This is a genomic window from Kribbella rubisoli (assembly GCF_004217145.1).
GTDB lineage: Bacteria > Actinomycetota > Actinomycetes > Propionibacteriales > Kribbellaceae > Kribbella > Kribbella rubisoli.
Genome location: NZ_SHKR01000017.1, coordinates 21,927 through 46,318, shown reverse-complemented (window position 1 = coordinate 46,318; position 24,392 = coordinate 21,927). Strand labels below are relative to the sequence as shown.

Below are 24,392 nucleotides of genomic sequence, written 5' to 3'. Positions count from 1 at the left end.
ATTCCACCCACGACCACACAACGGGCACGCGGGGTACAAGAGGCTCTCGCTCGATCTGAGTCCCCCCGGACTTCTCCGACGCAGGCGGCGCAAGGTCACATCCACAGGAGGGTCGCCACACAACACAGGGTGCCGGGAGCACAGCCCGGATCGTGACGAGAGTTCACCGATCACCTGGAGGGGATCGGGTGAGTCGAGACTAGCACCACTACGGGTCGTCCGGTTGACTCGGTCTGTACAACGCGTGTCAGCGCCTCAGGATTCCCCCGCCGCTCCGCCGACTCAGCCGGCTTCCATGGACCAGACCTGTACGCCGACTGGATCAATGTCCAGCTCGTACTTCGTCCAGCCGTCCGGCGGCTCCGGCGTACCGCCGAAAAGATTGCCCTGACCTGCGCCTTTCCCGTCGTGACCACCCAGTACGGCGACGGTCGGACCGGCTCCGCTGATGATCGCGGCCAGCCCGCTGCCGCGCAGTTTGTGCACCAGCGCGAGGCTCTCGGGCATCGCCGGCTCGCGGTACTCCTGATGCAGCCGGTCCTCGGTCGCGATCAGCAGCATTTCCGGGCGGCCGGTCATCGCCGCGACGAGCAACGCGGCCTTGCCCGCGTTCGCCGCCGCGTCGGTGTGGGAAACAACGCCCGGCAGCAGTCCGCGCGCCTCTTTGGTCAGCACGCGATTGTCAGGTACATAAGCAACCGCAGCCAATCCGTCCGCCGGTTCCAACCGAATCGCGCGGCCACGCCCCTCAGTTGTCTCCGCGCCTTCCGTCCAAGCGATCGTGAACCCGCCGAGGGCCGCCGCCGCAACGTTGTCGGGGTGCCCTTCGAGCTCGTTCGCCAGTACGACGAGACGCTCGCGATCGACCGGCTCCCCCGCGAGTGCGTACGCCGCCGCGAGGCCGCCGACGATCGCCGCGGACGACGAACCGAGCCCGCGACCGTGCGGGATCCGGTTCTCGCAACGCAACGTGAATCCGGGCACCGACGCACCCAGCGCCTCAAGCCCGGCGCGGATCGACTGCACCACCAGATGCGTCTCGTCCAGCGGCACTTCGCCTTCACCGCATCCGCTGACCTCGACGGTCACGCTGGATCCGCACGGGATGACGATCAGGTCGTCGTAGAGCGTCAGGGCGAGCCCGAACGCGTCGAACCCAGGCCCGAGATTCGCGCTCGTCGCCGGAACCCGCACCCGCACCTGATCACATGGCCGGCGCTGCTCGGCGGATTGGTCGGCGGCCGAGGGTGGCACGGTCGGGCTCACGCCAGGCCGGCGACGCGGGCTACCGCGTCGGTGTCGGCGGCGGTGACGGGTGACTCGTCCATGCTGATGTGGTCGAGCGCGGTGTCGATGTCCTTCAGGCCGTGGCCGGTGACCGTGATCACAACGGTCGAGCCGCCCGGCAGCCAACCCTGCGCCTTGGCGTGCAGCAGACCGGCGACCCCGGCCGCCGAAGCGGGCTCCACGAACACGCCCTCACGAGCGGCGAGCTCACGCTGTGCGTTCAGGATCTTCTCGTCGGTGATCATCTCGATCCGGCCGCCCGACTCGTCCCGCGCGGCCTCGGCCAGCGTCCAGGACGCCGGGTTGCCGACCCGGATCGCGGTGGCCGCGGTCTCCGGCTTCTCGACGATCGCACCGCGCACGATCGGCGCCGCGCCCTCGGCCTGGAAACCCCACATCTGCGGGGTCCGGGTCGCGAGCTTGTCCTTCGCGTACTCCTGGTATCCCTTCCAGTAGGCCGCGATGTTGCCCGCGTTGCCGACCGGAAGCAGGTGCAGATCGGGGGCGTCGCCGAGCGCGTCGCACACCTCGAACGCCGCGGTCTTCTGCCCCTCGAGGCGGACCGGGTTGACCGAGTTCACCAGGGCCACCGGGTAGTGCTTGCCCAATTCACGGACGATCCGCAGGCAGTCGTCGAAGCCGCCGTCGATCTGCACGAGCTTGGCGCCGTGCACGACCGCCTGCGCGAGCTTGCCCTTCGCGATCCGGCCGGCCGGGATCAGCACCAGCGGGACCATCCCGGCGCGCACGGCGTACGCCGCGGCCGAGGCCGAGGTGTTGCCGGTCGAGGCGCAGACGACCGCCTTGTCGCCGGCCTGCGCCGCGAGCGAGATCGCCACGGTCATGCCGCGGTCCTTGAACGAGCCGGTCGGGTTGTTGCCCTCGACCTTCAGCCAGACCTCGCAGCCGGTCTGCTCGCTCAGCCACTGCGCGGCCACCAGCGGCGTACCGCCCTCGCCGAGCGTGACGACCGGCGTGTCCGCCGATACGGGAAGCCGGTCCCGGTATTCCTCGATCACGCCCTGCCACTGGTGAGCCATAGTTCTACTCGCCTTCCACCCGCATCACACTGCTGACTTCCCGAACGATGTCCATGTCGCGCAAGGCCTCCACGGTGGCGGACAACGCGGCGTCGGTCGCGGTGTGAGTGACCACCACCAGCTCCGCGTCACTGCCCCGGCCTTCCTGGCGGACGGTCTGGATCGACACGTCGTGCTCGGCGAAGGCCTGGGCCACCGCCGCCAGCACACCGGCCTTGTCGGCCACGTCCAGCGACACGTGGTAGCGGGTCATCGCGTCGCCCATCGGCCGCACGGACCGCTGGGTGTACGACGACTCGCCGACACCCGGCACGCCCTTGAGCCGGTTGCGCGCGGCGGACACCAGGTCCCCGAGGACTGCACTGGCCGTCGGGGCGCCGCCGGCACCACGACCATAGAACATCAGCCGCCCGGCTGCCTTGCTTTCCACGAAAACCGCGTTGTACGCGTCCCGAACACTGGCCAACGGATGCGTGAGCGGGATCATCGCCGGATACACCCTGGCGCTGACCGAGTCGGTCGTCTCGTCGAGCTCGCAGATCGCCAATGACTTGACCACGCAGCCCATCTCGCGGGCCGACGCGATATCGGTCGCGCTGACCTCGGTGATGCCCTCGCGGTGCACATCGGCGATCGAGACGCGGGTGTGGAACGCCAAGCTGGCAAGGAGCGCTGCCTTCGCGGCCGCGTCGAATCCCTCGATGTCCGCGGTCGGATCGGCCTCGGCGTACCCGAGTGCCTGGGCCTCCTCGAGCGCCTCGTCGAAGCCGGCGCCGGTGGTGTCCATCTTGTCGAGGATGTAGTTCGTGGTGCCGTTGACGATGCCCATCACCCGGATCACGTCGTCACCGGCGAGCGACTCGCGCAGCGGCCGCAGGATCGGGATCGCGCCGGCGACGGCGGCCTCGAAGTACAGGTCGCGCTGGTACTTCTCCGCGGCCGCGAACAGCGTCGGGCCGTCCTCCGCGAGCAGCGCCTTGTTCGCCGTGACGACGGAGGCGCCGTGCTCGAGCGCGGTCAGGATCAGGCTGCGGGCGGGCTCGAGCCCGCCGATCACCTCGATCACCAGATCCAGATCGCCGCGCGACACCAGCGCCTGCGCGTCGGTCGTGATCAGCTCCGGGTCGACCGCGATGTCGCGGGCACGGCCGGGACGGCGTACGGCGATGCCTGCGATCTCCAGGCGGGCGCCGACGCGGGCCGCGAGATGGTCCGCCTGCTCGGTCAGGATCCGCACCACCTCGGTGCCGACCACTCCGCAACCGAGCAGGCCTACCTTAAGAGGTTTCGCATCGTTCACAGCGTCGTTCATTCGGCGGTCCCCATATCAAGGCGAAGCAGGTCGTCTTCGGTCTCACGGCGTACGACGACCCGCGTTCGACCGTCCTTGACCGCGATCACCGGTGGCCGCGGCACGTGGTTGTAGTTGCTCGCCATCGAGCGGCAGTACGCGCCCGTCCCCGGGACGGCGATCAGGTCGCCGGGCTGCACGTCGGCCGGCAGGAACTCGTCCTTCACGACGATGTCCCCGGCCTCGCAGTGCTTTCCGACCACGCGGGCCAGCGTCGGCTCGGTGTCGGAGTACCGGTTGGCGATCGTGCAGGAGTAGTCGGCGTCGTACAGCGCGGCGCGGATGTTGTCGCTCATCCCGCCGTCGACGGACACGTACGTCCGCATGGCGCCGGCGTCGAGCTCGACCTCCTTGACCGTGCCGACCGTGTACACCGTGCACATCGCCGGTCCGACGATCGCGCGCCCCGGCTCGATCGACACCTTCGGCACGTCGACCTCGAACGCGCGGCACTCGTGTTCGACGATCTTGCCCATCTCGGTCGCGAGCTGCGCCGGGTCGGACGGGTCGTCCTGCGTGGTGTACGCGATCCCGAAGCCGCCGCCGAGGTCGAGCTCCGGCATGTCCACGCCGAGCTCGTCGGAAACCCTTGCGTGCAAGGCGATCACGCGCTTCGCGGCGACCTCGAACCCGGACGAGTCGAAGATCTGCGAGCCGATGTGCGAGTGCAGGCCGAGCAGCTCGAGCTCGGGTGCTTCGTTGACCCGGGCAACGGCTTCGAAGGCCGCGCCGGACGTGATCGAGAAGCCGAACTTCTGGTCCTCGTGCGCGGTCGCGATGTACTCGTGGGTGTGCGCCTCGACGCCCGCGGTGACCCGGATCATCACCGGCGCGACGACGTTGCGCTCCCCCGCCAGCTCGATCAGCCGGGAGATCTCGTACTGCGAGTCGACGATGATCCGCCCGACGCCGGCGTCCAGCGCGCGTGCCAGCTCGGACTCGGACTTGTTGTTGCCGTGGAACCCCAACCGCTTCGGGTCGGCACCCGCCCGGAGTGCGACGGCCAGCTCTCCGCCGCTGCAGATGTCGAGGTTCAAGCCCTCTTCCATCACCCAGCGGACGACCGTCGTACAGAGGAATGCCTTGCCGGCGTAGTAGACGTCGAAGTCCTTGAAGGCGGTCTTGAAGGCACGGGCGCGGGCCCGGAAGTCGTCCTCGTCCAGGACGAAGGCCGGGCTGCCGTGCTCGGCGACCAGGTCGCGGACGTCGACGCCGCCGACGACCAGCGAGCCCTCGGCCGTCTTCTTGGCCGACATCGACCAGAGCGAGGTGACAAGGTCGTTGGGGTCCCGCGGTGCGCGCAGCCAGGGCGGAGCCTTGTGGCCGATGTCGGCGTGCAGCGCGCCCGCCTCGTGGGCCCTCACATCCGCTCCGGTGCGGAGACGCCGAGCAGGTCGAGCCCGTTGGCGAACACGGTCCGGGTCGCGGAGACCAGGGTCAGGCGAGCCTTGTGCACCGGCTCCACCTCCTCGTCGCCGCGCGGCAGCACGCGGCAACTGTCGTAGAACTTGTGGAACGCCGACGCCGTGTCCTCCAGGTATCGCGCGATCCGGTGCGGCTCGCGAAGCTCGGCGGCGGTCGCGACGACGCGCGGGAACTCGGCCAGGGCGCGGAGCAGGTCGCCCTCGCGCTCGTGGCTGAGCAGACCCGGGTCGAACTCGTCCAGCTTGATGCCGAGCTCGTCGGCGTTGCGCAGGATCGAGGCGAGCCGAGCGTGCGCGTACTGCACGTAGTACACCGGGTTCTCGCTGGCCTGGCGGGTCATTTCCTCGATGTCCAGGGTCAGCGGCGAGTCGGTCGGGTAGCGGCAGAGCGTGTAGCGCAGGGCGTCGACGCCGCCCTCCTCGACCAGCTCGGCGAGCGTGACGATCGTGCCGGCCCGCTTGGACAGCTTCATCTCCTCGCCGCCCTTGAGGATCTTCACCAGCTGGCCGATCAGGATCTCGATGTTGTGCTCGGGGTCGTCGCCGGCGCAGGCCGCGATCGCCTTCAGCCGGTTCACGTACCCGTGGTGGTCGGCGCCGAGCATGTAGATACAGGTCTCGAATCCACGCTCACGCTTGTTCACGTAGTACGCCGCGTCGGAGGCGAAGTACGTCGGCTCGCCGTTCGTGCGGATCAGCACGCGGTCCTTGTCGTCGTTGAAGTCCGTCGTCCGCATCCACAGCGCGTCGTCCGCGTCGTACAGATGGCCCTGCTCGCGGAGCTTCTGGATCGCGTGACCGACACCGTCCTGCTCGTGCAGGCTGCGCTCGGAGAACCACACGTCGAACTTGGTCCGGAAATGCTCGAGCTGGGACTGCTGCTCCTTGAGCTGGCGCTCGTACCCCGCCTCGCGGAAGGCGATCGGCTGCTCGGCGTCCGGCAACTCGGTGATCCCCGGCACCTCGGCGACGATCTGCTTGGCCAGGTCGAGGATGTACTCCCCGTGGTAGCCGTCCTCGGGGATCGGCTGCCCGTGCGCGGCCGCCTGCAGGCTGGCCCCGAACTTGTCCATCTGGTTGCCGCGGTCGTTGATGTAGAACTCGCGGGTCACGCTCGCGCCCGCGGCGGCCAGCACCCGGGCGAGCGCGTCGCCGACGGCCGCCCAACGGGTGTGGCCGAGGTGCAGCGGGCCGGTCGGGTTGGCCGAGATGAACTCGACGTTGATCGCGCGGCCGTGCAGGCTGTCGCTCGTCCCGTACGCCGGGCCGGCGTCGAGGATCGACTGCGCGATCTTGCCCTGGGCGTCGGCGGCGACCCGGAGGTTGATGAACCCCGGTCCGGCGATGTCCACCGCGGTGATCGCCTCGTCGTCGCGGAGCCGGGCGGCGAGCAGCTCGGCGAACTGCCGCGGATTCATCCCGGCGCGCTTGCCGAGCTGCATCGCGACGTTGGTGGCATAGTCCCCGTGCTCGGGGTTCTTGGGGCGCTCGACCTTCAGCTCGCGCGGCAGCCCGCCCTCGACGGTGATGGCACCGTCGTCGGCGAGCGCGGCCAGGGCCTGCAGGATCTTCTCAGCGAGCTGTTCCGGAGTCACCGCCTCAGCCTAATGGGCCTGCGCCCAAACCCTTGACTCGCTATCCACAGCCCGGTACGAGGTCAGCTCTGCGCGCTCACAGTGATGTGGCCGTTACGCACCAGCGGGGTGTCCCAGGCGGCGGGTGAGCCGTTCACCGCGACCTTCAAGCCGGCGCAGGCGTCCGCCAGGCAGCGGGCGTCGTACTTGATGCCCCAGAGGGTGAAGAACTGGGACAGGGTGGGGTGGTCGGAGGTGGTTTTGGACTCGACCCAGACCAGGCCGTCGGTGGTGTGGGTGTGTACGGCGGCCTGCTCGGCCCGGAGCTTGTCGATGCCGATGCCGGCCGGGACCTCGACCGGTTTGCCGTCCACGGTGACCGCGATGTGCACGGTGTACGGCGACGGGCCGGAGAAGTCGAGCGGGAGGCGTTCGAAGCCGGCCTTGTCGATGTACGAGACCGCGTCCCGCGGGGCGTCCCAGGGCGGTGCGGTGGTTCGCAGTACGGCGGCGGCCGGTGGTGCGGGACCGACCTGGCAGCCGCCCACCACGCTGCTCGTGAGCAGCAAGGCGACTGCCGTAACGGCCGTCCGCCAGCTGCCTGCTCTCATGCAGAGCAGGTTGCCATGCGGCGCAGCGCCCCCCGCCGGAGGGTCAGCGCTCCGACGGCATCAGCACCCACAGCACGATGTAGATGAGGAACTGCGGGCCGGGCAACAGGCAGCTGACCACGAAGATCAGGCGCATCGTGTTGGACGAGATACCGAACCGGCGAGCGAGTCCGGAACAGACACCGCCGATCCAGCGATCATTTGACGGGCGGACCAGAGAGCTAGCCATGAGTACCGTTTCCTTTCCACTGTTGAGCCTTACGACCACTATGACGGCGCCGGTACCCGATCTGATCCCACCGCACCGCAGTTCCAGGGTCCGCTCAGGGCTCCCCCGTACGACGAGCGACGCAGCTCGCCGACGGTGTACCTGATTCGGGATTTGGCTCAACTTCCTGCTACTGTTCTGCACGTTCCTGAGCCCCCGTAGCTCAGGGGATAGAGCACCGCCCTCCGGAGGCGGGTGCGCAGGTTCGAATCCTGCCGGGGGCGCGACCGATCTGGCCGATCTGTGTCCGCGGAGAGCGCGGACCTGGATCGGTCTTTGTGTTTTGTGGGGGCCGAGCCCCCACACCCCCGCCGGAGGGGCTTCGCCCCCCGGACCCCCCGTATGTGCGGCGTCTGCGCCTGCGGAGTGGTGGTCCCGTGGCCTGCGGCAATCACCCGGCTTCAGGCTGGATGCCTGCCGCTGTCCGGCAGTAGGCCCAGATCTTTCGGCGGTCGGCTGCTGATTCGCGGGTTCGGTTCAGGTAGTGGGTGGGGCGGATGTCGCGGTCGTGCCAGAACCTGCCGGTGGGGAGGGGGTGGGTTGTTGCGGCCAGCCAGACCGTTGTGTCGGCTCCTTCGGTGGGGGTGCGGAGGAGGGGGCGGGTGAGTTTGGTGAAGAGCGGGAGGGACGTGGTCAGGCCCGGAGTGGTCGACCAGCCGGGGTGCATGGTGGCTACGAAGGTGGGGGCCAGGTCGGTGGCCAGGAGTGGGGTCAGAGCTACCTGGATGCGTTTGGAGCGCGCGTAGGCGGTCGCACCGCGGTAGGTGCCGTGGCGGTACTCCGGATCGTCGGTCGGCAGCTGCTGCGTGTACATGCCCCCGGACGCGACGAAGATGACGCGGCCGTTCGTCAGCAGGGGTTTCAGGAGCTCTGTCAGTAGTAGCGGGCCGAGTACGTGGGTGGCCAGCGTGAGCTCGTGGCCCTGGGGCGATTCGGTGCGCTTCGGCGGCATGACACCCGCGTTGTGGATCAGGGCGTGGATCGGCTCGGTCAGTTGGCCGGCATAGCGGCGTACGGCGTCCAGGTCGGAGATGTCGCACTCGTCGACCACGAACCTGGCGTCGGGGACCTCACCGCGCAGATCCGCCACAGCGTCGGCTGCCTTGCCGGCGTCCCGGACTACCAGACGGACAGTGGCGCCCAGCCCGGCCAGGCCAGATGCGGTGGCTTTGCCGAGCCCACTGCGCGCACCGGTGACCATGACGGTCTTACCTCGCAACGCGTCACGTGCGGGGTCGTTGCCAGGCCACCTGCGGCTGCGGAGCCGATAGCCGAGTTTGCTGTAGCCAGGGAGGACCGTCCGGTCCAGGAGCGTGTCCAGCACGCTCATGCCGCCAGCTTCCCCAGAGCGTCGCGCAGACCCTGCTCGGCTTCCTCGCCGAGCCGGTCGAACGGCTTGCGGAAGAAGGGTTCGGCCAAGCGGGCCAGGCCTTTCAGCTGGAACTCGGCGTGATAGATGATCCGGGTGATGTGCGCCTCGACCCGGAACGACATGGTGTCGTGGGCAACGACTGTGCGGTTCTCACCGCGCAGGACGATCCGGTCCGGCCGGATGAACTCCACCACCTCGTAGATCAGCTCGGTCTCCCGGCCGGCGAAGCGCGAGGTGTTGCGGTACGTCGTACCGATCCCGCCGTCGCCCTGCAGCAGCACGGTCCGCACCGTCCCGGGGTCCCATTCCTCGGTACTGCGGAAGTCGGCGAGGTAGTCGAAGACCCGCTCGGGGGTGGCTGCGACGGCCACTTCACGTTCGATGACGATCATCGGGTCTCCTCGGCTCGTTCGGCGGCGTGCGCGATGTTGCGTTGCATGCCGCCGAAGACGACGTCGTGGAACGGCCGGATGGCCGCCCAGTACAGCTCCCCCGGCAGACCCCGTGGATGGAACAGCGCGCGCTGCCGGAACAGCGTGCGCCCGTGCTCGTCGGTCCCGGCCCGCAGCTCGAGCCAGGCCTCCCCCGGCAACCGCATCTCGGCGCGCAGCCGCAGCAACCGGCCGCGCTCGAGCGTCTCGACCCTCCACCAGTCCAGCGGATCGCCGACCGACAACGTGTCCGGATGCAGCCGGCCACGCCGCAGCCCAGGCCCACCGACGATCCGGTCGAGCAGTCCACGAGTCCACCAGCCAAGGCGCCACGAGTACCAGCCGCGGCGACCGCCGATGCCCTCGATGACCTTCCAGAGCCGCTCCGGTGACGCGTCGACCACGCAGTCGCGTTCGTCGAGGTACAGAGAGCCGCCGGACCAGTCCGGGTCGCTCGGCAACGGATCGCTCGGCGCACCGGGTGTCGAAGCGGACGCCCACGACGTACTGACATCCAGGTCCTGCACCTTCTTCAGTGCAAGTTCGACCGCGCGGTCGAACCCGATCCCGCCAGACGGACGCGGCTGGACGTACTGGTCGATGTCGTGGTCCTTGCTGACCACCTCGTGCACCAGGCTGTCGACCAGTGGCCGTGCGATGCCACTGGGCACCGGTGTGACCAGACCGACCCAGTGACTGGACAGACTGGGAGTCAGCAACGGCACGGTCCTGATCCGGCGCGGACGCAGGCCCGCTACGGCGGCGTACCGCTGCATCATCGCGCGGTAGGTCAGCACGTCCGGTCCGCCGATGTCGAAGCCGCGGTTCACCTCGGCGGGCATCCGGGCGGACCCGACGAGATAGTGCAGTACGTCGCGAACCGCGATCGGCTGGATCCGCGTGTCCAGCCAGCGCGGCGTGACCATGACAGGCAGCCGCTCGGTCAGGTAGCGCAGCATCTCGAACGACGCGGATCCGGAGCCGATGATCACCGCCGCCTGCAGCACCGTCGTCGGTACGCCGCTGGCGAGCAGGATCTCCCCTACCTCGCGACGAGAGCCCAGATGCGGCGACAGCTCCTCGCCGTCGGGGTGCAGACCGCCCAGGTAGACGATCCGCCCGACACCGGACTCACGACAGGCCGCTCCGAACGCCAGCGCCGTACGCCGGTCACGCTCCTCGAACCGCCGGCCGGCGCCCATCGAGTGGATCAAGTAGTACGCGACGTCGACGCAGTCCAGTGCCTTGGTCAGTACGGCGGGGTCGGCGGCGTCACCCTCGACAACGTCGATGCGGGGCCGCCACGGACGCATGTCGAGTCGCTGCGGGTTCCGGGCCAGGACGCGTACGTCGTACCCGGCTGCGAGCAGCTCGGGCACCAGCCGGCCGCCGATGTAGCCGGTGGCTCCGGTCACGAGGACGCGGGTCATCGGTCGGCCCAACCTTCGGCAGCAGTCACCGGGTCGGCATCGACGTACTGCGCACCGACGGCGGTTGCGAGCTCGCTGGACGCACCGGGACCGGCCAGAGCAACAGTCCAGTCCCGCGAGAGCCGGCCCAGGTCGGACCGCACCTGCTCGAACCGCTCGGGATCGGACGCTGACAGCATCACCACATCCGGCTGCAGCACGGTCGCGGCGTGTTCGATATCGGTCATGGGCGAGTCGGTGCCCAGGTAGATCACCCGCCAACCGGACCGCCGCAGTACCAGCCCGAACGACAGCAGGGCGATGTCGTGCAGCTCGCCGGGCGGACAGGCAAGCACTGCTCGCGGACCCTGGCCCCCACCCCACCCAGGGGCCAGGCCCGCGAGCCGGGACCGGATCAGGTTGCTGGCGAAGTGCTCCTGCCCGACGGTCACTTCGCCCCGGCCCCACCGGTCACCCAGCTCGTGCAGGTAAGGAATCAGCACGTCCCGGATGACTGCCTCGATGGTCAGCGCACCGAACAGCTCGTCCAGCACGTGGTGCGCGGTCCGCTCGTCGAGGTCGTCCAGCGCCGACCTGAGATTGGCTACACCCCCGGCCTCCGCCTTGCGTACGGAGGCCGGGTCTGTAGCCACGGTCGAGCGTTCGGCCAGCACTGCGCGAGCCGCCTCAGCCGCGGACAGTCCCTGGGCGAGGAACGCGCGCATGCGCTGCACGCGGCGTACGTCGCTCTCGGAGTACAGCCGGTAGCCGCCGCTCGAGCGGCTCGGTGACAGAAGCCCGTACCTGGTCTCCCAGGCACGGAGGACGTGCTCGCTGACACCGGCGCGCTTGCTCAACGCACCGATCCGCAGACCGCTAGGCACCGAACTCTCCACAGGGACACTATACAAACTCTAGACAGACCTTTGACTATGTCAAGGCTATCTGCCTAATCTCTAGACAGACGTTAGACAAGCGCGAGGTGCTGAGAATGCGAGAGACCGTGGCGGTGGTCGGTGCCGGAGTGTCCGGGCTGACCGCTGCGTATCTACTGACCCCCTGGTACGACGTGACGCTGTTCGAGGCCGAACCGCGGCTGGGCGGGCATGCTCACACGCACGACATCACCGACCCGGCCGGGCACCCGCTCGCGATCGACACCGGCTTCATCGTGCACAACGCCCGTACCTATCCCCTGCTCCGCCGGCTGTTCGCGGAGCTCGACGTACGGACACAACCGACCGGGATGAGCATGAGCATCAGCGACCCCGCCAGCGGCCTGGAGTTCGCCGGCGGTCGCGGTCTGACTGGAGTCTTCGCCCAGAGCCGCCGCCTGGCGGACCCGCGTTTCCTCCGCCTGCTGACCGAGGTACGCCGTTTCCACCGCCGCGCCGCCGCCTACGTCCGGAGGACCGCCGACGACGACCTCGCGACCTTCGGCGAATTCCTCGAGGCCGAGCGTTTCAGCCCGGCCTTCATCCGCCTGTACGCCGTCCCCGTCGTGTCCTGCGTGTGGTCCTGCGGCGGCGGCCCGGCCCTCAGCTACCCGGCGCGTTACCTGTTCCGGTTCCTCGACCACCACGGGATGCTCTCGGTCAGCGGCTCGCCGCAGTGGCTGACCGTCACCGGCGGCTCCCGGCGGTACGTCGATGCCCTCGCCGACCGGCTGGACGTGGTCCGTGCGGGCGTTCCGGTGCAGGCGGTTCACCGCCATCCCGACGGCGTCACGGTGAACGTTGCTGATGGCAACACAATGGACTTCGACCGGGTCGTGCTGGCGACGCATGCCGATCAGGCGCTCGACCTGCTCACGGATGCAACGCCCGCGGAGAAGGCTGTGCTCGGCCAGTTCGAGTACAGCCGCAACGAGACTGTTCTGCACACTGACGCGTCGTTGCTTCCCGCAACAAAGAACGCGCGCGCCGGCTGGAACTACGTCGTACGCGACGAGGCGCCGCTGACGACGTACTGGATGAATCGGTTGCAGGGCCTCGAGACCGACGAGACGTACCTGGTCACGCTCAACGGCGCCGCGGCCGTCGATCCGGCGAAGGTGATCGCGCGGATGGACTACGAGCACCCGATCTACACCCCGAAGGCAGTGGCCGCGCAGAGCAAGCTGGCGGCGCTGAACACCGGCCGGATCGCGTTCGCGGGGGCGTATCACGGCTGGGGATTCCATGAGGACGGTTGTCGCACCGGGGTCGCGGCGGCGGAGTCCTTCGGGGTGCGCTGGTGACGATCGTCGGTGAGTTCCCCACCCTCCCGGCGGTCGTCACCGGCTTCGTCCGGCACGCCCGCTCGATCCCGATCCGGCACGCGTTCCGGCACCGGGTCTACCAATGGCTCGTCGACCTCGACGACCTGCCGCGCCTGCCCTGGTACCTGCGGCCCCTCGGCGGGTTCGACGTACGCGACCACTTCGGCGGCGACGGCCCGACGATCAAGGCCGGAGTACGCCGCTACCTTGCCGGTCAAGGCATCGAGTACGACGGCCGGATCGTGATGCTGTCCAACGCCCGCGTGCTCGGCCACGTCTTCGACCCGATCACCGTGTTCTGGTGCATCGACAGCCCGTACGTCGTCGCCGAAGTGCACAACACGTACGGCGAACGGCACGCGTATCTACTCACGCCGGATGCGGACGGCAACGCCGAGACCGCGAAGAAGTTCTACGTCTCGCCGTTCAACGACGTGTCCGGTGACTACCGGCTCCGGTTCGAGCTCGATCGCAGCCGGGTGCGGGTCCAGGTCAGTCTGTCCCGCGGTCATCACACGGTCTTCGGCGCGAGCTTCGACGGCGTACCGCGACCGGCCACCCGCAGGGCGGTGCTCGGGGCCGCCGTACGAATGCCACTGATGCCGCAGCGGGTATCGGCACTGATCCGGCTGCACGGTGTATGGCTGTGGGCGCGCCGGCTGCCGGTGGTCAGGCGACCTGCACACACGCCCCAGGAAGGACTCCGATGAGTACTCTGACCGTCGCCCAGCCTCTCTGTCTGCGGCACCCGGCCCTGCGTCCGCTGTGCGTCCGGGCCCGGCTTACCCGGCTGATCGTCGACCGCATCCTCGACCGGGTTCCGGTCCGCGCCGTGTACCCGGACGGCACGGTCCGGGGCGGCGGCGGCCCGGACGCACCGGTACTGCGGATCATCCGGCCGGGCTCGATGTTCGAGCGGCTCGCGCACAACCCGAAGATCGGTCTCGGCGAGGCCTACATGGCAGGCGACTGGGCAACTGCCGACGGTACGGATCTCGGTGAGCTGCTCACACCGTTCGCGGCCCAGCTCACTCAGCTCCTGCCGCAGTGGCTGCTGCGCTTCCGTCTGGTGATCGACGAGCGCATCCCCGCCCGGCAGCGCAACACGATCACCGGTGCACGCGACAACATCAGTGCGCACTACGACCTCAGCAATGCCTTGTTCGCAGCGTTCCTGGACCCTGGGATGTCGTACAGCTCCGCCCTGTTCGATCCCGCCGTACCGCTGTCCGGTCAAGATCTCGAGGAGGCGCAGACCCGCAAGGTCGAGCGCATCCTCGATCAGGCCGGCGTCGGCCCTGGTAGTCAGGTGCTCGAGATTGGCATCGGCTGGGGCACGTTGGCGATCGCGGCGGCTCACCGCGGCGCTCACATCACCGGCATCACCTTGTCGACCGAGCAGCTCCAGCTGGCCCGGCGACGGGTCGACGACGCCGGACTGGCCGACCAGGTAGATCTGCGGCTGCAGGACTACCGCACGGTGACCGGCTCGTACGACGCGATTGTCAGCGTCGAGATGATCGAAGCCGTCGGCGAGGAGTACTGGCCGGACTACTTCCGCACACTCGACGAGCTGCTGGCGCCGGGCGGATCGATCGCCATCCAAGCGATCCTGATGGACCACGACCGGATGCGCGCCACCAGGAAGTCGTACAGCTGGATCCAGAAGTACATCTTCCCCGGTGGGCTGATCCCGTCCCGGACCGCGATCGACGACGCGCTGGCGCAGTACACGTCGCTGACGGTCGACGACGACTACCGGTTCGGTGCGGACTACGCCGAGACGCTCCGCCGTTGGCGACGCCAGTTCGCCACGAACTGGCCGGTGGTCCGGGCACAGGGCTTCGACGAGACCTTCCGGCGGAGCTGGGAGTACTACCTGGCCTACAGCGAGGCCGGCTTCGCCTCCGGCTACCTCGACGTCGCCCAATTGACCATCAGCGTTGAAACGCCTCACGGAGGAGCGACAGGGCCCTCGCGCATTCCTCTTCCAGGAAACCGTGCCGGCCGGACTGGAGCCAGAAGATGACAGCCACGCGCATGGCGTCGGTGACGGCGTGGGTCAGCACGTTCGCGGTGGCGGGATCACTGGTCACGCCGCACGATCTCGAAGCCGTCCTCGGCTACATGTCCGACGACGTGGTCAGGTCAGGAACCCTCTGCCACCACGGGAGACAGGAAATTTGTTCGATCTTCCCCGGGGGTTCGGCCGAAGGCTTTGTGGTACTCGCGGGTGAAATGGGCCGGGCTGGTGTACCCGACCTGGTAGGCGACGTCGGCCGCGGTGGTGGCCTGGGTCCGGAGCAGGATCCTGGCTTCCTGGAGGCGGATCTGCTTCTGGAACTGGATCGGGGTCATCGAGGTCGCGGCGCGGAAGTGGCGGTGGAAGGTCGACTCGCTCATGCCTGCCAGCTCGGCCAGGTCGGCCACGCGGACCGGTTCGTTGTGGTGCCGGCGGATCCAGCGGATCGCCTCGGAGATGTGGGCCAGCATGCCGTCGGCCAGGCCGATCTGACGGACCAGAGCACCTTGTTCACCGGTCAGCAGGCGCCACAGGATCTCCCGCCGGATCCCCGGCGCCAGCACTCGTACGTCGTCCGGCCGGTCGGCGATCCGCAGCAGTCGTACGACGGGATCCAGCAACTCGGGTGTCGCGTCGCTCACCACCAGACCGCCGTACTGCGGTGGCAGGGCCGGCGTCTCGAGCAGCAGCGGAGCGATCTCGACCGGATCGAGTCGCAGGCTGACCACGGTGAACGGTTCGTCCGGGCTCGCCTTCAGCGCCTGGCCGACGACCGGGAGATCCAGCGAGGTGACGAGGAACTGGCCGACGCCGTACTCGTAGGCGACGCCGTTGAGCATCGTCAGTTTGACGCCTGAGGCAACGATCGCGACCGACGGCTGGGCGATGCTCGCGGTCAGCTCGGTCGGTTCGTCGCGCCGGCTGACCTGCACGCCGTCGATCAAGTGCACGCTGTGTCCGCGCTGACCGGCCGCGTGCCGAATGATCAACGTCCGGAGTTCGTCGAGCGGATCCACCTCTCCAGTGGACCACTTTGACAGGATCGCGCAAGTCGGCGCCAGGATGAGGCTCACACCCGGAGTCCTCGCGGTGCTCTGATGAAGAACATGAATCGCAGAATCCTTGGCGGCACCGGTATCTCGGTCAGCGACCTGGCCCTCGGCGCGATGATGTTCGGCGCGATGGGCAACCCCGACCACGAGGACTCGGTCCGGATCATCCACCGCGCCCTCGACGCGGGGATCAACCTGATCGACACCGCCGACGTCTACTCCGCCGGCGAGTCCGAGGAGATCGTCGGTACGGCGATCCGCGGCCGGCGCGACGACGTCGTACTGGCGAGCAAGTTCGGCCTGCCGATGGGCGAGGACCCGAATCAGCGCGGAGCCTCCCGGCGCTGGATCATCCGATCGGTCGAGAACAGCCTGCGCCGGCTCGGCACCGACCACCTCGATCTGTACCAGCTGCACCGGCCGGACCACGACACCGATCCCGCGGAGACGCTGTCCGCGCTGACCGACCTCGTGCAGGCGGGCAAGATCCGGGCCTTCGGTTCGTCGATGTTCCCGGCCGAGACGATCGTCGAGGCTCAGTGGACGGCCGAGCGCCGCGGCACCCATCGGTTCCTGACCGAGCAGACCATGTACTCGATCCTGACCCGGCGGCCCGAGGCGTCGGTGTTCCCGGTGGCTCAGCGGCACAACCTCGGCGTACTGACTTTCAGCCCACTGAACAGCGGCTGGCTGTCAGGCCGGGCCAACCAGGCGTCGTCGCATCGGGCATCAACCCGGCCGTCGAGCTTCGACCCGGGCACTCCGACCGGTCAGGCCAAGGCAGCAGCAGTCGCGAAGCTCGCTCCACTCGCCGCCGAGGCCGGGATGACACTTCCGCAGCTGGCCATCGCGTTCGTCCGAGCCCACCCGGCGGTCACGTCGGTCCTGATCGGTCCGCGGACGCAGGAACATCTCGACACGCTGCTCCCGGCCGCCGACGCCACGCTCTCCACCGACATCCTCGACCGGATCGACGAGATCGTTGCCCCTGGCACCGAACTGGACCCGGCCGACAACTACAACGCCGCCCCGCCCGCGACCGCCGACGCCCGGCTCCGCCGGCGCTGAGCCTCCATCCGCCGGGTCATCAGTCGTCGGGCATCGCGACGAACGACAGCACCACCCGGTCCTTGCCGGGTGTCTCCTGCAGATGCGGCTCGAGGACGGCATTGATGCTCTGGCGGATCGCCTCCAGGCCGGCGGGATCGACGTACACAGCCAGTTGGCTGTAGCCGAGCTGGGCCAGCCGCGGATAGAAGTCGCCGCTGTCGACGAGGCGGTCGAAGTCCGCGGCCAGGCGCGTGAGCATCATCAGGAACGCCTGGCGGTGCTGCTCCGGCGTCATCGCCCGCGCCTCGCGTTCGTCGATCCGGCCGACCTTGGTCTGGTCCAGGCTGAGCGTGCGCTCCGTCGTACCGCGTACCTTCCGCTCCCGGACCACGGTCAGGAAACCGGCATCGATCAGTACGGCGACGTGGCGGTACAGCGACGTACTCGGGACGTCGGGCAGGTCGCGCTTGAGGTCGGTCGTGGTCAGCTCGCGGCCGAGCAGGCGCTGGACGATCCGCCAGCGGATCGGGTGCAGGAGCAGGTTCGACACCGGGGTGGATGACGGCTCGTCCATCAGGGTCGCTCCAGGGTTTTCACGGGTCACCATTAATCCCAAGTTTGGTAATAATAGCGTGAACGGAAGCATTTCCCCGTCGCCCAAGGAGAACGTGCTGTGTCGCTCACCCGTCGTACCGTGCTCAAGTCCGCCGCTGCCGCCGTGCCGGTCGCCGCGCTCTCTTCTCTGCCCGCAGCAGCCACCGCCACGCGTGAACCGGTCGCGATCGGGCGGCTGGCCGACAAGATCGAGGCGGGGATGGCGAAGTACGCGATCCCCGGTGTCGGTCTCGGTCTCTGGTACCGCGGCCGCGAGTACGTCCGCGGCTTCGGGGTCACCAGCGTCGACACCAACGAGCCGGTGTCCGGCGACACGGTGTTCCGGATCGGCTCGACCACCAAGACGTTCACCGCGACCGTGATGATGCGGCTCGTCGAACGCGGGCGGGTCAGCCTCGACCGGCCGGTGCGCGCGTACCTGCCCGACTTCCGGACGGCCGACCCCTCGGTCGCTGCGCGGGTGACCGTGCGCCAACTGCTGAACCACACCGCCGGCTGGCAGGGCGACTACCTCGAGGACTACGGGGATGGCGACGACGCGCTCGCGAAGTACGTCGCCGGGATGGCGAAGGTCCCGCAGCTCACCCCGCTCGGGAAGGTGTTCGCGTACAACAACGCCTCGCTCGGGGTGGCCGGCCGGATCATCGAGGTGGTGACCGGCAAGCCGTACGAGGTCGCCGCGCGCGAGCTCGTGGTGGATCCGCTCGGGCTCGATCACAGCCGTTTCTTCCGGAGCGAGCTGGGCGGATTCAGCGTCGCCGCGTCGCACAACATCGTCGACGGCAAGGCGGTCGTGGAGCCTGCGTTCGATGCGCTTCCGCGCGGCCTGCAGTCGATCGGCGGGCTGATCTCTAGCGCCCGCGACCAGCTCCGGTACGCGCGGTACCACCTGGGGCACCGCAGTCTCCCGCACCTACTCAGCGACCGCAGTCGATTGGCGATGCAGTCTCACCCCGGTCCGGGCGGCACTCTGTTCGTCGAGCTGAACGGTGTGGGTGTCAGCTGGATGCTGCGTCCGACTGCACAGGGTCCGACGGTGGTGCAGCACGGCGGTGACTGGTCCGGTCAGCACTCCGGCTTCCTGTTCGTGCCGCAGCGGGATTTCGCGATCACGTTGCTGACCAACTCGGAGAGCGGTCCGCTGCTGGTGGCGGAGCTGTTCGCGGACGACTGGGCTCTGCAGGAGTTCGCCGGCCTCAACAACCTTGCCGCCGTACCGCGTGAGTTGCCGTCGCGCCGGCTCGCGGAGTACGAAGGCACGTACGTCTCGCAGCAGATCGGCCTCGACGGCAAGCCGGAGGACCTGGCACTCGACCTGACCGCCGACAAAGGCCAACTGGTCGCCGGTGCGGGTGGGCAGGCGCTGCTCCGGCTCGCCTTCTACCGCCAGGACTACGTGCTGTCCCTCAACCCGGACGGCACCTCCACCCACACCCGCGCCAACTTCGTCCGCGGCACGACCGGCCAAGTGGAGTGGTTCCGGTACGGCGGACGCCTGTTCCGCCACCACGCAGCAGGAGCCCGCGCGACCACCGCCCGCGCGGCGAGCCTGCGCCTGCTCAGTCGGTAGTAGTAACCATCCACAGATGCCCGTCGGGGTCGGTGAAGGTAGCCAGGTACGCCCACGGCTTACGTGTGGGCGCAGTCACCTGTACCGCCCCGGCGGCGATCGCCTTGGCGGTCTGCGCGTCGACAGCAGCCTCGCTGTCGACGGTCACCGTGAGGATGCATTCGCTCTGGCCATGCGGTGCGGCGGGCTGGTCACCTAGTACCCAACCGAAGCCCTCGGTGGGGATGAGCATCATGGTGATGCCGTCCGCCAGTGCGAATTGCAAGGGCTCGGGGATGCCGTCGGCGTCGGGTTCGCCTACGGGGGCCAGGCCGAGGGCGTCCTGGTAGAAGGCGTAGGAGCGGGGGCGGTCCTCGATCGGGAGGCTGATGATCATCGGGCTACTCCAGCGGTGAAGCGGGCGGCGTCGGGGCCGGTCAGGTGGTTGGGTGGGAGGGTGCGGCCGCACAGGACCAGCAGGAGGTGCTGGGCGGCGCCGGTGAGCGGTGTGCCGGTGCCGTAGGTCCAGTCGAGGTCGGTGGCCTGCAGCTGGATGCCGGTCAGGTCGACACCGAAGTACTTGACCTGCCGGGGGTTCATGTCGTCGAGGATGTAGTGCAGTCGCTCGGCCGGGATCTGGCGATCGATGCCTAGTGCAACGGTCACGTCGAGGCCGTGGATGACGTCGTGGGACAGTGCGCCGACATAGCCGCCGCCCGGTGGCTTCCACGGGTGGTTGACGTTCTGGCGGAGGCATTCGACCAGTTCGGCTGAGGACAGTCCAGCAGCGTCCGCGCGGGCCTGCCGGTCGGCGTACCGGTCGAACTTGCCGCCTGCCTGGATCAGTCCGGCCAGGAATCGTGGCATCGAGATCCGGTACGGCATGGTGATGTGCGCGACCAGCTCCCGCACCCGCCACTCCTTGCACAACGTGGGCTTGTCCCAGTCGTCCTCCGACAGTCGGGCCAGCACCTCCGCCAGTTCGGTGCGCTCGGCCGCGACCGCAGTTCTGATATCCGTCATACCCCACCGACGAACGACTCAGGACCGCACAGACACCTCGCGCAATCTTTTCTTCAGGTACAGCCGCTCCGCATCCGTGGTCGCAAGTTCGAGGGCTTCTTGGTACGCCGTCTTTGCGTCGGGCCAGCGTTCCAGCCGGCGGAGGAAGTCGGCTCGGGTGGCCGGCAGGAGGTGGTAACCGGCCAGAGGGCCTTCGGAGAGCTCCTCGACGAGGTGGAGTCCGACCGCCGGGCTGTCTGACATGCCGATGGCTACTGCGCGGTTGAGCGTGACCACCGGGGTCTGTGGGAGCTGGGCGTACAGACCGGCGATCTGTGGCCAGTCCGTGTCGGCTGCGGTGGGGGCGGTCGCGTGGCAGGCGGCTATGGCGGCCTGCACCTGGTACGGGCCTGGAGCGCCACGGTCGAGCGCGGACTCGAGCAGATCGACGCCCTCCTTGATCTGGCTGTGGTCCCAGCTGCTGCGGTCCTGGTCATCGAGGGTGACGAGCGCGCCGTCGTCAGCCAGCCGCGTGTCGCGCCGAGCGTCATGCAGAAGCATCAGAGCGAGCAGTCCGACGGGCTCTGGATCTGGCATGAGCTGGACGAGCAGCCTGGCGAGTCGGATCGCTTCACCGCTCAGATTGCTTCGGACGACATCGGAGTACCCCTCGTTGAAGAGCAGGTACAGGACGGCGAGTACGGCGGGTGTCCGCTGCGGCAGGAGATGCGCGGGCGGTACGCGGTACGGGATGCCGGCGTGCTGGATCATCTGCTTCGCCCGGGTCAGACGCTTCGACATGGTCGTCTCCGGGACCAGGAAGGCCCGCGCGATCTCCGCAGTACTCAGACCGGCCAGCGTGCGCAGCGTCAATGCCACCCGCGCCTCCATCGCCAGTGCGGGATGGCAGCAGGTGAACATCAAGCGCAGCCGGTCGTCCGGCACGTCGTACGGCGGGTCCTGGTCGTCCTCGAGAGCCACAACCTCACGCATCTTGGCCGCACCCACCGCCTCACGACGCAGCCAGTCGATCGCGCGGTTGCGTGCGGTCGTGGTCAGCCAGGCACCGGGCCGGTCCGGTAGGCCGTCGACCGGCCACCGCTGGAGCGCAGCGGCGAAGGCCTCCTGCGCGCACTCCTCGGCGAGCTCCCAGTCGCCGGTCACACGGATCAGAGTGGCGACCACCTGGCCCCACTCCTGCCGGTAGATGTCCTCCAACGTCACACCGGCGGCTCCAGCACCGGGCGGATCTCGATCGTGCCGTAGCCGGCCGCAGGGTGCTTCGACGCGATCTCGATCGCCTCATCGAGGTCTGCGCAGTCGATCAGCACGAAGCCGCCGATCTGCTCCTTCGTCTCGGCGAACGGCCCGTCGGTGAGCAGCAGTTCGTCGTCGCGTACCCGCACGGTGGTGGCCTCGTGCGGCGGCCGCAGCCCCGCACCGCCCGCCACCACGCCGCGGGCCTCCATCTCCTCGGACCACCCGCCGCATCCGTCGTTCGCGTACTCGGTCGCGGAGGCGTCACCGCAGATCATCAGCAGGTACTTCACCCAGCCATCGTCGCAGGTCTAGCGTCGACAGCAAGGGAACTTCTCTCGGGAGGGGCGTGTGATGACCGGACGGATCGTGCACTTCGAGGTGCCGTACGACGACGGCGAGCGAGCGCGGACGTTCTACCGCGAGGCGTTCGGGTGGAACCTGATGGAGATGCCCGAGATGAACTACACGATGGTGTCGACCGGTCCGGTGAACGAGCAGTCGATGCCGTCCGAACCCGGCTTCATCAACGGCGGCATGTACCAGCGCAGCGGCGAGCTCACCCGCCCGATCCTGACCGTCGACGTCCCGGACATCGACGCCGCCTGGAAGACGATCGAGAGCCTCGGCGGTGAGCGGGTCGGCGAGAAGCTGCCGGTCGGCGACATGGGCTTCGCGGCGTACTTCAAGGACCCGGAAGGCAACGTCCTGGGGCTCTGGCAGACCGCCTGACACCACGCTGAGACCACGCGGCCGGCTCCCGGAGGGCCAAGGTCTTGACAAGCTTGCGCAACTTGGCGCAATCTTGCCGAAACCTTGGCGCAACCTCTGGGAGCCTTCGTGAACCCCACCCTGACCGACGTCGCGCAGCGCGCGGGCGTCTCGCTGTCGACCGCGTCCAGGGCGTTCAGCGACCCGGACCGGATCGGCCGCGACACCCTGCGCCGGATCATCACCGCCGCGGAGGAGATCGGGTACGTCGCCTCGGCCGGCCGCCGCTCGCGGTCGAGCCTGCCGACCCGCTCGGCCACCGTGGCGATGATCGTCCCGGACATCGGCAACCCGGTCTGGGCGGGCTTCGTCAAGGCTGCCCAGGCGCACGGCTGGAACCGCCGCCAGACGGTCGTGCTGACCGACACCGACGGCAGCCCGGACCGCGAGCGAGAGATCATCGGCGAGCTGCACGAGCGCGTCGACGGGTTCGTCGTCTGCTCGCCCCGCCTGCCCGCGCACGACATCGTCGAGCTGTGCGGTGACACCCCACTCGTCCTGGTGAACCGGACGAGCAACGAGGCGAACAGCGTCGTACCGGACGCCGCGGACGGTCTGCGTCAGGCGCTGGAGTACCTGCGCGTTCTCGGTCACGAGCACGTCGCGTATGCCCAGGGCTCGCCGCTGTCCTGGTCGAACCAGACGCGCGTGGAGGCCATCCAGCAACTCGCCGACCAGGCCGACATCGAGCTGGAGGTGCTCGGCTGGCAGGCGGAGACCGTGGCCGGCGGTCAGGCAGCAGCGGCCAGCGTCGTCGCCTCCGGCGCCACCGCGGTGATCGCCCACAACGACCTGATGGCGCTGGGCATCATGTCCGGCGCGGCCGCGCTCGGTGTCGAGGTGCCGGGCGAGCTGAGCGTGATCGGCATCGACGACACCCCGCTCGCCGAGGTCGGCCGGCCGACCCTGACCAGCATCCAGGTGCCGATGTCGCGCGCCGGAGTGATGAGCATCGACATGCTCCACCAGCAATTGACCGCGGAGACGCCGGCCGAGCCACGCATGATCACGCTGCCCACCCAACTGGTCGTCCGCCAGAGCACCGGCCCGGTCGCCGGCTGGACGCCGGCGCGTCGCGATCGGAGCGACGGATGAGAGTCGTCATCACCGACCCCAACCTGCTGCCGCTGCGCGAGGAGCTGCAAACCTTGCTGCCTGACGCTGAACTGGATTGGCTGCCGGACGACCTGCTGGGAAGCCTCGAGTCCGCCGACGTCCTCGTCGGTCCGGTGTTCGACCAGGAGATGGCGGACGCGGCGCCGGGTCTCCGGCTCGTCCAGGTCGCCGGCGCCGGCACGGACCGGATCACCGCCGGCACCGCCGACCAGGTACCGGTCGCGAACACCTATCACCACGAGGACTCGATCGCCGAGTACATCGTCTGGGCCCTGATCGCCCTCCGCCGCGAACTCCCCCAGGCCGACGCTGCCCTGCGCACGAACCGCTGGCGCTCGCCCGTCTACGACCCGGCACTCCCCCAGCCACAGACGCTGGCTGACGCGAAGGTCGGCTTCCTCGGCTTCGGTCACATCGGCCGGGCCACCTGGCGAGTCCTCCAAGCCTTCGGCGCCCAAGGCCAGGCCGTGACCGCGAGCGGAAAAGCCGACGGGCTCAGCTGGGCCGGCGACACGAGCCAGCTCCCGAGACTGCTGGAAGAGTCCAATGCCCTCGTCGTCTCGGCACCGCTGACCGAGGACACCCGCGGCATCATCGGCGCCGCGGAGCTCGAGCAGCTCGGCGCTGACGGCGTACTAGTGAATGTTGCCCGCGGCCCGCTGGTCCAGGAGCAACCGCTGTACGACGCCCTGCGCAACCGCATGATCCGCGGCGCCGCACTGGACGTCTGGTACTCGTACCCGTCCAGCGGCGACCAAGCCCGACCTGCCAAGGCCCCGTTCGGCGAGCTCGACAACGTCCTGCTCACACCGCACCTGTCCGGGATCACTCGGCAGACGTTCCGCGGCCGCATCCACGACATCGCAGCGAATATCACGGCCCTTGCTGAGGGCAACGAACTGCGCAACCTCGTCCGATCCTGAGAGCACC

Annotated in this window: 25 protein-coding genes and 1 tRNA gene; 9 read left to right on the top strand and 17 right to left on the bottom strand. The window is 68.8% G+C overall.

All coding sequences use genetic code 11. The features are described 5' to 3' along the window. Nucleotides 1–282: 282 nt before the first annotated feature. The 7 genes from thrB to EV645_RS35735 form a co-directional block, all read right to left on the bottom strand. Entirely contained in the window at nucleotides 283–1,200 is a 918-nt protein-coding gene (gene thrB / locus EV645_RS35765; RefSeq protein ID WP_130448616.1) for a homoserine kinase, read from the bottom strand. Nucleotides 1,201–1,262: 62 nt separating this feature from the next. After that, nucleotides 1,263–2,327, bottom strand: coding sequence for a threonine synthase (gene thrC / locus EV645_RS35760; protein ID WP_130448614.1), 1,065 nt, complete (start codon nucleotides 2,325–2,327; stop codon nucleotides 1,263–1,265). Nucleotides 2,328–2,331: 4 nt separating this feature from the next. Further along, a complete protein-coding gene (locus EV645_RS35755; protein WP_130448612.1) occupies nucleotides 2,332–3,639 on the bottom strand; it encodes a homoserine dehydrogenase in 1,308 nt (435 codons plus the stop codon). Then, the gene (gene lysA / locus EV645_RS35750; RefSeq protein ID WP_130448610.1) at nucleotides 3,636–5,042 is read right to left on the bottom strand and encodes a diaminopimelate decarboxylase; all 1,407 of its coding nucleotides are present in this window, start codon (nucleotides 5,040–5,042) and stop codon (nucleotides 3,636–3,638) included. Before lysA ends, EV645_RS35755 begins: the two co-directional genes overlap by 4 nt. Further along, entirely contained in the window at nucleotides 5,039–6,697 is a 1,659-nt protein-coding gene (gene argS / locus EV645_RS35745) for an arginine--tRNA ligase (protein WP_130448608.1), read from the bottom strand. The genes lysA and argS overlap by 4 nt, the downstream gene beginning before the upstream one ends. Before the next feature lie 62 nt (nucleotides 6,698–6,759). After that, nucleotides 6,760–7,287: a hypothetical protein gene (locus EV645_RS35740; protein ID WP_130448606.1), complete on the bottom strand. Its 528-nt coding sequence runs from the start codon at nucleotides 7,285–7,287 to the stop codon at nucleotides 6,760–6,762. Nucleotides 7,288–7,330: 43 nt separating this feature from the next. Beyond that, nucleotides 7,331–7,516 (bottom strand): PspC domain-containing protein, encoded by a 186-nt coding sequence (locus EV645_RS35735; RefSeq protein ID WP_130448604.1) that lies wholly within the window; start codon nucleotides 7,514–7,516, stop codon nucleotides 7,331–7,333. Nucleotides 7,517–7,707: 191 nt separating this feature from the next. Between EV645_RS35735 and EV645_RS35730 the strand changes: the two genes are divergently transcribed. Further along, nucleotides 7,708–7,779, top strand: a tRNA-Arg gene (locus EV645_RS35730). Between the two features lie 167 nt (nucleotides 7,780–7,946). On the opposite strand, the gene EV645_RS35725 is transcribed toward EV645_RS35730, so the two are convergent. Genes EV645_RS35725 through EV645_RS35710 form a run of 4 tightly spaced genes read right to left on the bottom strand, consistent with a single transcriptional unit; the run spans nucleotide 7,947 to nucleotide 11,663 of the window. Next, nucleotides 7,947–8,885 (bottom strand): SDR family NAD(P)-dependent oxidoreductase, encoded by a 939-nt coding sequence (locus EV645_RS35725; RefSeq protein WP_130448602.1) that lies wholly within the window; start codon nucleotides 8,883–8,885, stop codon nucleotides 7,947–7,949. Further along, nucleotides 8,882–9,319, bottom strand: a complete 438-nt coding sequence (locus EV645_RS35720) for an SRPBCC family protein (protein ID WP_130448600.1) — start codon at nucleotides 9,317–9,319, stop codon at nucleotides 8,882–8,884. The genes EV645_RS35725 and EV645_RS35720 overlap by 4 nt, the downstream gene beginning before the upstream one ends. Beyond that, the gene (locus EV645_RS35715; RefSeq protein WP_130448598.1) at nucleotides 9,316–10,788 is read right to left on the bottom strand and encodes an SDR family oxidoreductase; all 1,473 of its coding nucleotides are present in this window, start codon (nucleotides 10,786–10,788) and stop codon (nucleotides 9,316–9,318) included. Before EV645_RS35715 ends, EV645_RS35720 begins: the two co-directional genes overlap by 4 nt. Next, nucleotides 10,785–11,663, bottom strand: coding sequence for a MerR family transcriptional regulator (locus EV645_RS35710; protein ID WP_198682094.1), 879 nt, complete (start codon nucleotides 11,661–11,663; stop codon nucleotides 10,785–10,787). The genes EV645_RS35715 and EV645_RS35710 overlap by 4 nt, the downstream gene beginning before the upstream one ends. Before the next feature lie 95 nt (nucleotides 11,664–11,758). Between EV645_RS35710 and EV645_RS35705 the strand changes: the two genes are divergently transcribed. Genes EV645_RS35705 through EV645_RS35695 form a run of 3 tightly spaced genes read left to right on the top strand, consistent with a single transcriptional unit; the run spans nucleotide 11,759 to nucleotide 15,056 of the window. Further along, complete coding sequence (locus EV645_RS35705) at nucleotides 11,759–13,006, top strand: NAD(P)/FAD-dependent oxidoreductase (RefSeq protein WP_130448594.1); 1,248 nt, start codon at nucleotides 11,759–11,761, stop codon at nucleotides 13,004–13,006. Next, the gene (locus tag EV645_RS35700) at nucleotides 13,003–13,737 is read left to right on the top strand and encodes a DUF1365 domain-containing protein (RefSeq protein ID WP_242000869.1); all 735 of its coding nucleotides are present in this window, start codon (nucleotides 13,003–13,005) and stop codon (nucleotides 13,735–13,737) included. Before EV645_RS35705 ends, EV645_RS35700 begins: the two co-directional genes overlap by 4 nt. Further along, nucleotides 13,734–15,056, top strand: coding sequence for an SAM-dependent methyltransferase (locus EV645_RS35695; RefSeq protein ID WP_130448592.1), 1,323 nt, complete (start codon nucleotides 13,734–13,736; stop codon nucleotides 15,054–15,056). Before EV645_RS35700 ends, EV645_RS35695 begins: the two co-directional genes overlap by 4 nt. 119 nt (nucleotides 15,057–15,175) lie before the next feature. Here EV645_RS35695 and EV645_RS35690 read toward each other — a convergent pair whose 3' ends face one another. Then, complete coding sequence (locus tag EV645_RS35690) at nucleotides 15,176–16,066, bottom strand: AraC family transcriptional regulator (protein ID WP_130448590.1); 891 nt, start codon at nucleotides 16,064–16,066, stop codon at nucleotides 15,176–15,178. Between the two features lie 90 nt (nucleotides 16,067–16,156). Here EV645_RS35690 and EV645_RS35685 point away from each other — a divergent pair, with 90 nt between their 5' ends. After that, complete coding sequence (locus tag EV645_RS35685) at nucleotides 16,157–17,170, top strand: aldo/keto reductase (protein ID WP_130448588.1); 1,014 nt, start codon at nucleotides 16,157–16,159, stop codon at nucleotides 17,168–17,170. A gap of 19 nt (nucleotides 17,171–17,189) precedes the next feature. Here EV645_RS35685 and EV645_RS35680 read toward each other — a convergent pair whose 3' ends face one another. Next, nucleotides 17,190–17,726, bottom strand: coding sequence for a helix-turn-helix domain-containing protein (locus EV645_RS35680; protein WP_157997237.1), 537 nt, complete (start codon nucleotides 17,724–17,726; stop codon nucleotides 17,190–17,192). 99 nt (nucleotides 17,727–17,825) lie between these two features. On the opposite strand from EV645_RS35680, the gene EV645_RS35675 reads away from it, so the two are divergent. Next, nucleotides 17,826–19,337, top strand: a complete 1,512-nt coding sequence (locus tag EV645_RS35675; protein WP_130448584.1) for a serine hydrolase domain-containing protein — start codon at nucleotides 17,826–17,828, stop codon at nucleotides 19,335–19,337. Here the strand turns inward: EV645_RS35675 and EV645_RS35670 are convergent. From EV645_RS35670 to EV645_RS35655, 4 genes are read right to left on the bottom strand one after another with little or no spacing between them, the layout of a single operon-like run. After that, nucleotides 19,327–19,713 (bottom strand): VOC family protein, encoded by a 387-nt coding sequence (locus tag EV645_RS35670; RefSeq protein WP_130448582.1) that lies wholly within the window; start codon nucleotides 19,711–19,713, stop codon nucleotides 19,327–19,329. The two genes, EV645_RS35675 and EV645_RS35670, sit on opposite strands and share 11 nt — an antisense overlap. After that, nucleotides 19,710–20,339, bottom strand: a complete 630-nt coding sequence (locus tag EV645_RS35665) for a maleylpyruvate isomerase family mycothiol-dependent enzyme (protein ID WP_130448580.1) — start codon at nucleotides 20,337–20,339, stop codon at nucleotides 19,710–19,712. The genes EV645_RS35670 and EV645_RS35665 overlap by 4 nt, the downstream gene beginning before the upstream one ends. An 18-nt stretch (nucleotides 20,340–20,357) precedes the next feature. Further along, the gene (locus EV645_RS35660; RefSeq protein WP_130448578.1) at nucleotides 20,358–21,542 is read right to left on the bottom strand and encodes an RNA polymerase sigma factor; all 1,185 of its coding nucleotides are present in this window, start codon (nucleotides 21,540–21,542) and stop codon (nucleotides 20,358–20,360) included. Then, on the bottom strand, nucleotides 21,539–21,868 hold the full coding sequence (locus EV645_RS35655; RefSeq protein WP_130448576.1) for a YciI family protein: 330 nt from the start codon (nucleotides 21,866–21,868) through the stop codon (nucleotides 21,539–21,541). The genes EV645_RS35660 and EV645_RS35655 overlap by 4 nt, the downstream gene beginning before the upstream one ends. Before the next feature lie 61 nt (nucleotides 21,869–21,929). Between EV645_RS35655 and EV645_RS35650 the strand changes: the two genes are divergently transcribed. From EV645_RS35650 to EV645_RS35640, 3 genes are all read left to right on the top strand, one after another. Continuing rightward, the gene (locus EV645_RS35650) at nucleotides 21,930–22,307 is read left to right on the top strand and encodes a VOC family protein (RefSeq protein WP_130448574.1); all 378 of its coding nucleotides are present in this window, start codon (nucleotides 21,930–21,932) and stop codon (nucleotides 22,305–22,307) included. A 108-nt stretch (nucleotides 22,308–22,415) separates the two neighbouring features. Further along, entirely contained in the window at nucleotides 22,416–23,441 is a 1,026-nt protein-coding gene (locus EV645_RS35645; protein WP_130448572.1) for a LacI family DNA-binding transcriptional regulator, read from the top strand. Further along, entirely contained in the window at nucleotides 23,438–24,385 is a 948-nt protein-coding gene (locus EV645_RS35640; RefSeq protein ID WP_130448570.1) for a 2-hydroxyacid dehydrogenase, read from the top strand. Before EV645_RS35645 ends, EV645_RS35640 begins: the two co-directional genes overlap by 4 nt. Nucleotides 24,386–24,392: the final 7 nt, after the last annotated feature.

Coding starts and splice junctions, on each gene's coding strand:
- thrC (WP_130448614.1), bottom strand. CDS start 2,327: ATGGCTCACCAGTGGCAGGGCGTGATCGAGGAATACCGGGACCGGCTT.
- EV645_RS35755 (WP_130448612.1), bottom strand. CDS start 3,639: ATGAACGACGCTGTGAACGATGCGAAACCTCTTAAGGTAGGCCTGCTC.
- EV645_RS35740 (WP_130448606.1), bottom strand. CDS start 7,287: ATGAGAGCAGGCAGCTGGCGGACGGCCGTTACGGCAGTCGCCTTGCTG.
- EV645_RS35735 (WP_130448604.1), bottom strand. CDS start 7,516: ATGGCTAGCTCTCTGGTCCGCCCGTCAAATGATCGCTGGATCGGCGGT.
- EV645_RS35725 (WP_130448602.1), bottom strand. CDS start 8,885: ATGAGCGTGCTGGACACGCTCCTGGACCGGACGGTCCTCCCTGGCTAC.
- EV645_RS35720 (WP_130448600.1), bottom strand. CDS start 9,319: ATGATCGTCATCGAACGTGAAGTGGCCGTCGCAGCCACCCCCGAGCGG.
- EV645_RS35715 (WP_130448598.1), bottom strand. CDS start 10,788: ATGACCCGCGTCCTCGTGACCGGAGCCACCGGCTACATCGGCGGCCGG.
- EV645_RS35705 (WP_130448594.1), top strand. CDS start 11,759: ATGCGAGAGACCGTGGCGGTGGTCGGTGCCGGAGTGTCCGGGCTGACC.
- EV645_RS35695 (WP_130448592.1), top strand. CDS start 13,734: ATGAGTACTCTGACCGTCGCCCAGCCTCTCTGTCTGCGGCACCCGGCC.
- EV645_RS35685 (WP_130448588.1), top strand. CDS start 16,157: ATGAATCGCAGAATCCTTGGCGGCACCGGTATCTCGGTCAGCGACCTG.
- EV645_RS35680 (WP_157997237.1), bottom strand. CDS start 17,726: ATGGACGAGCCGTCATCCACCCCGGTGTCGAACCTGCTCCTGCACCCG.
- EV645_RS35670 (WP_130448582.1), bottom strand. CDS start 19,713: ATGATCATCAGCCTCCCGATCGAGGACCGCCCCCGCTCCTACGCCTTC.
- EV645_RS35665 (WP_130448580.1), bottom strand. CDS start 20,339: ATGACGGATATCAGAACTGCGGTCGCGGCCGAGCGCACCGAACTGGCG.
- EV645_RS35650 (WP_130448574.1), top strand. CDS start 21,930: ATGACCGGACGGATCGTGCACTTCGAGGTGCCGTACGACGACGGCGAG.
- EV645_RS35640 (WP_130448570.1), top strand. CDS start 23,438: ATGAGAGTCGTCATCACCGACCCCAACCTGCTGCCGCTGCGCGAGGAG.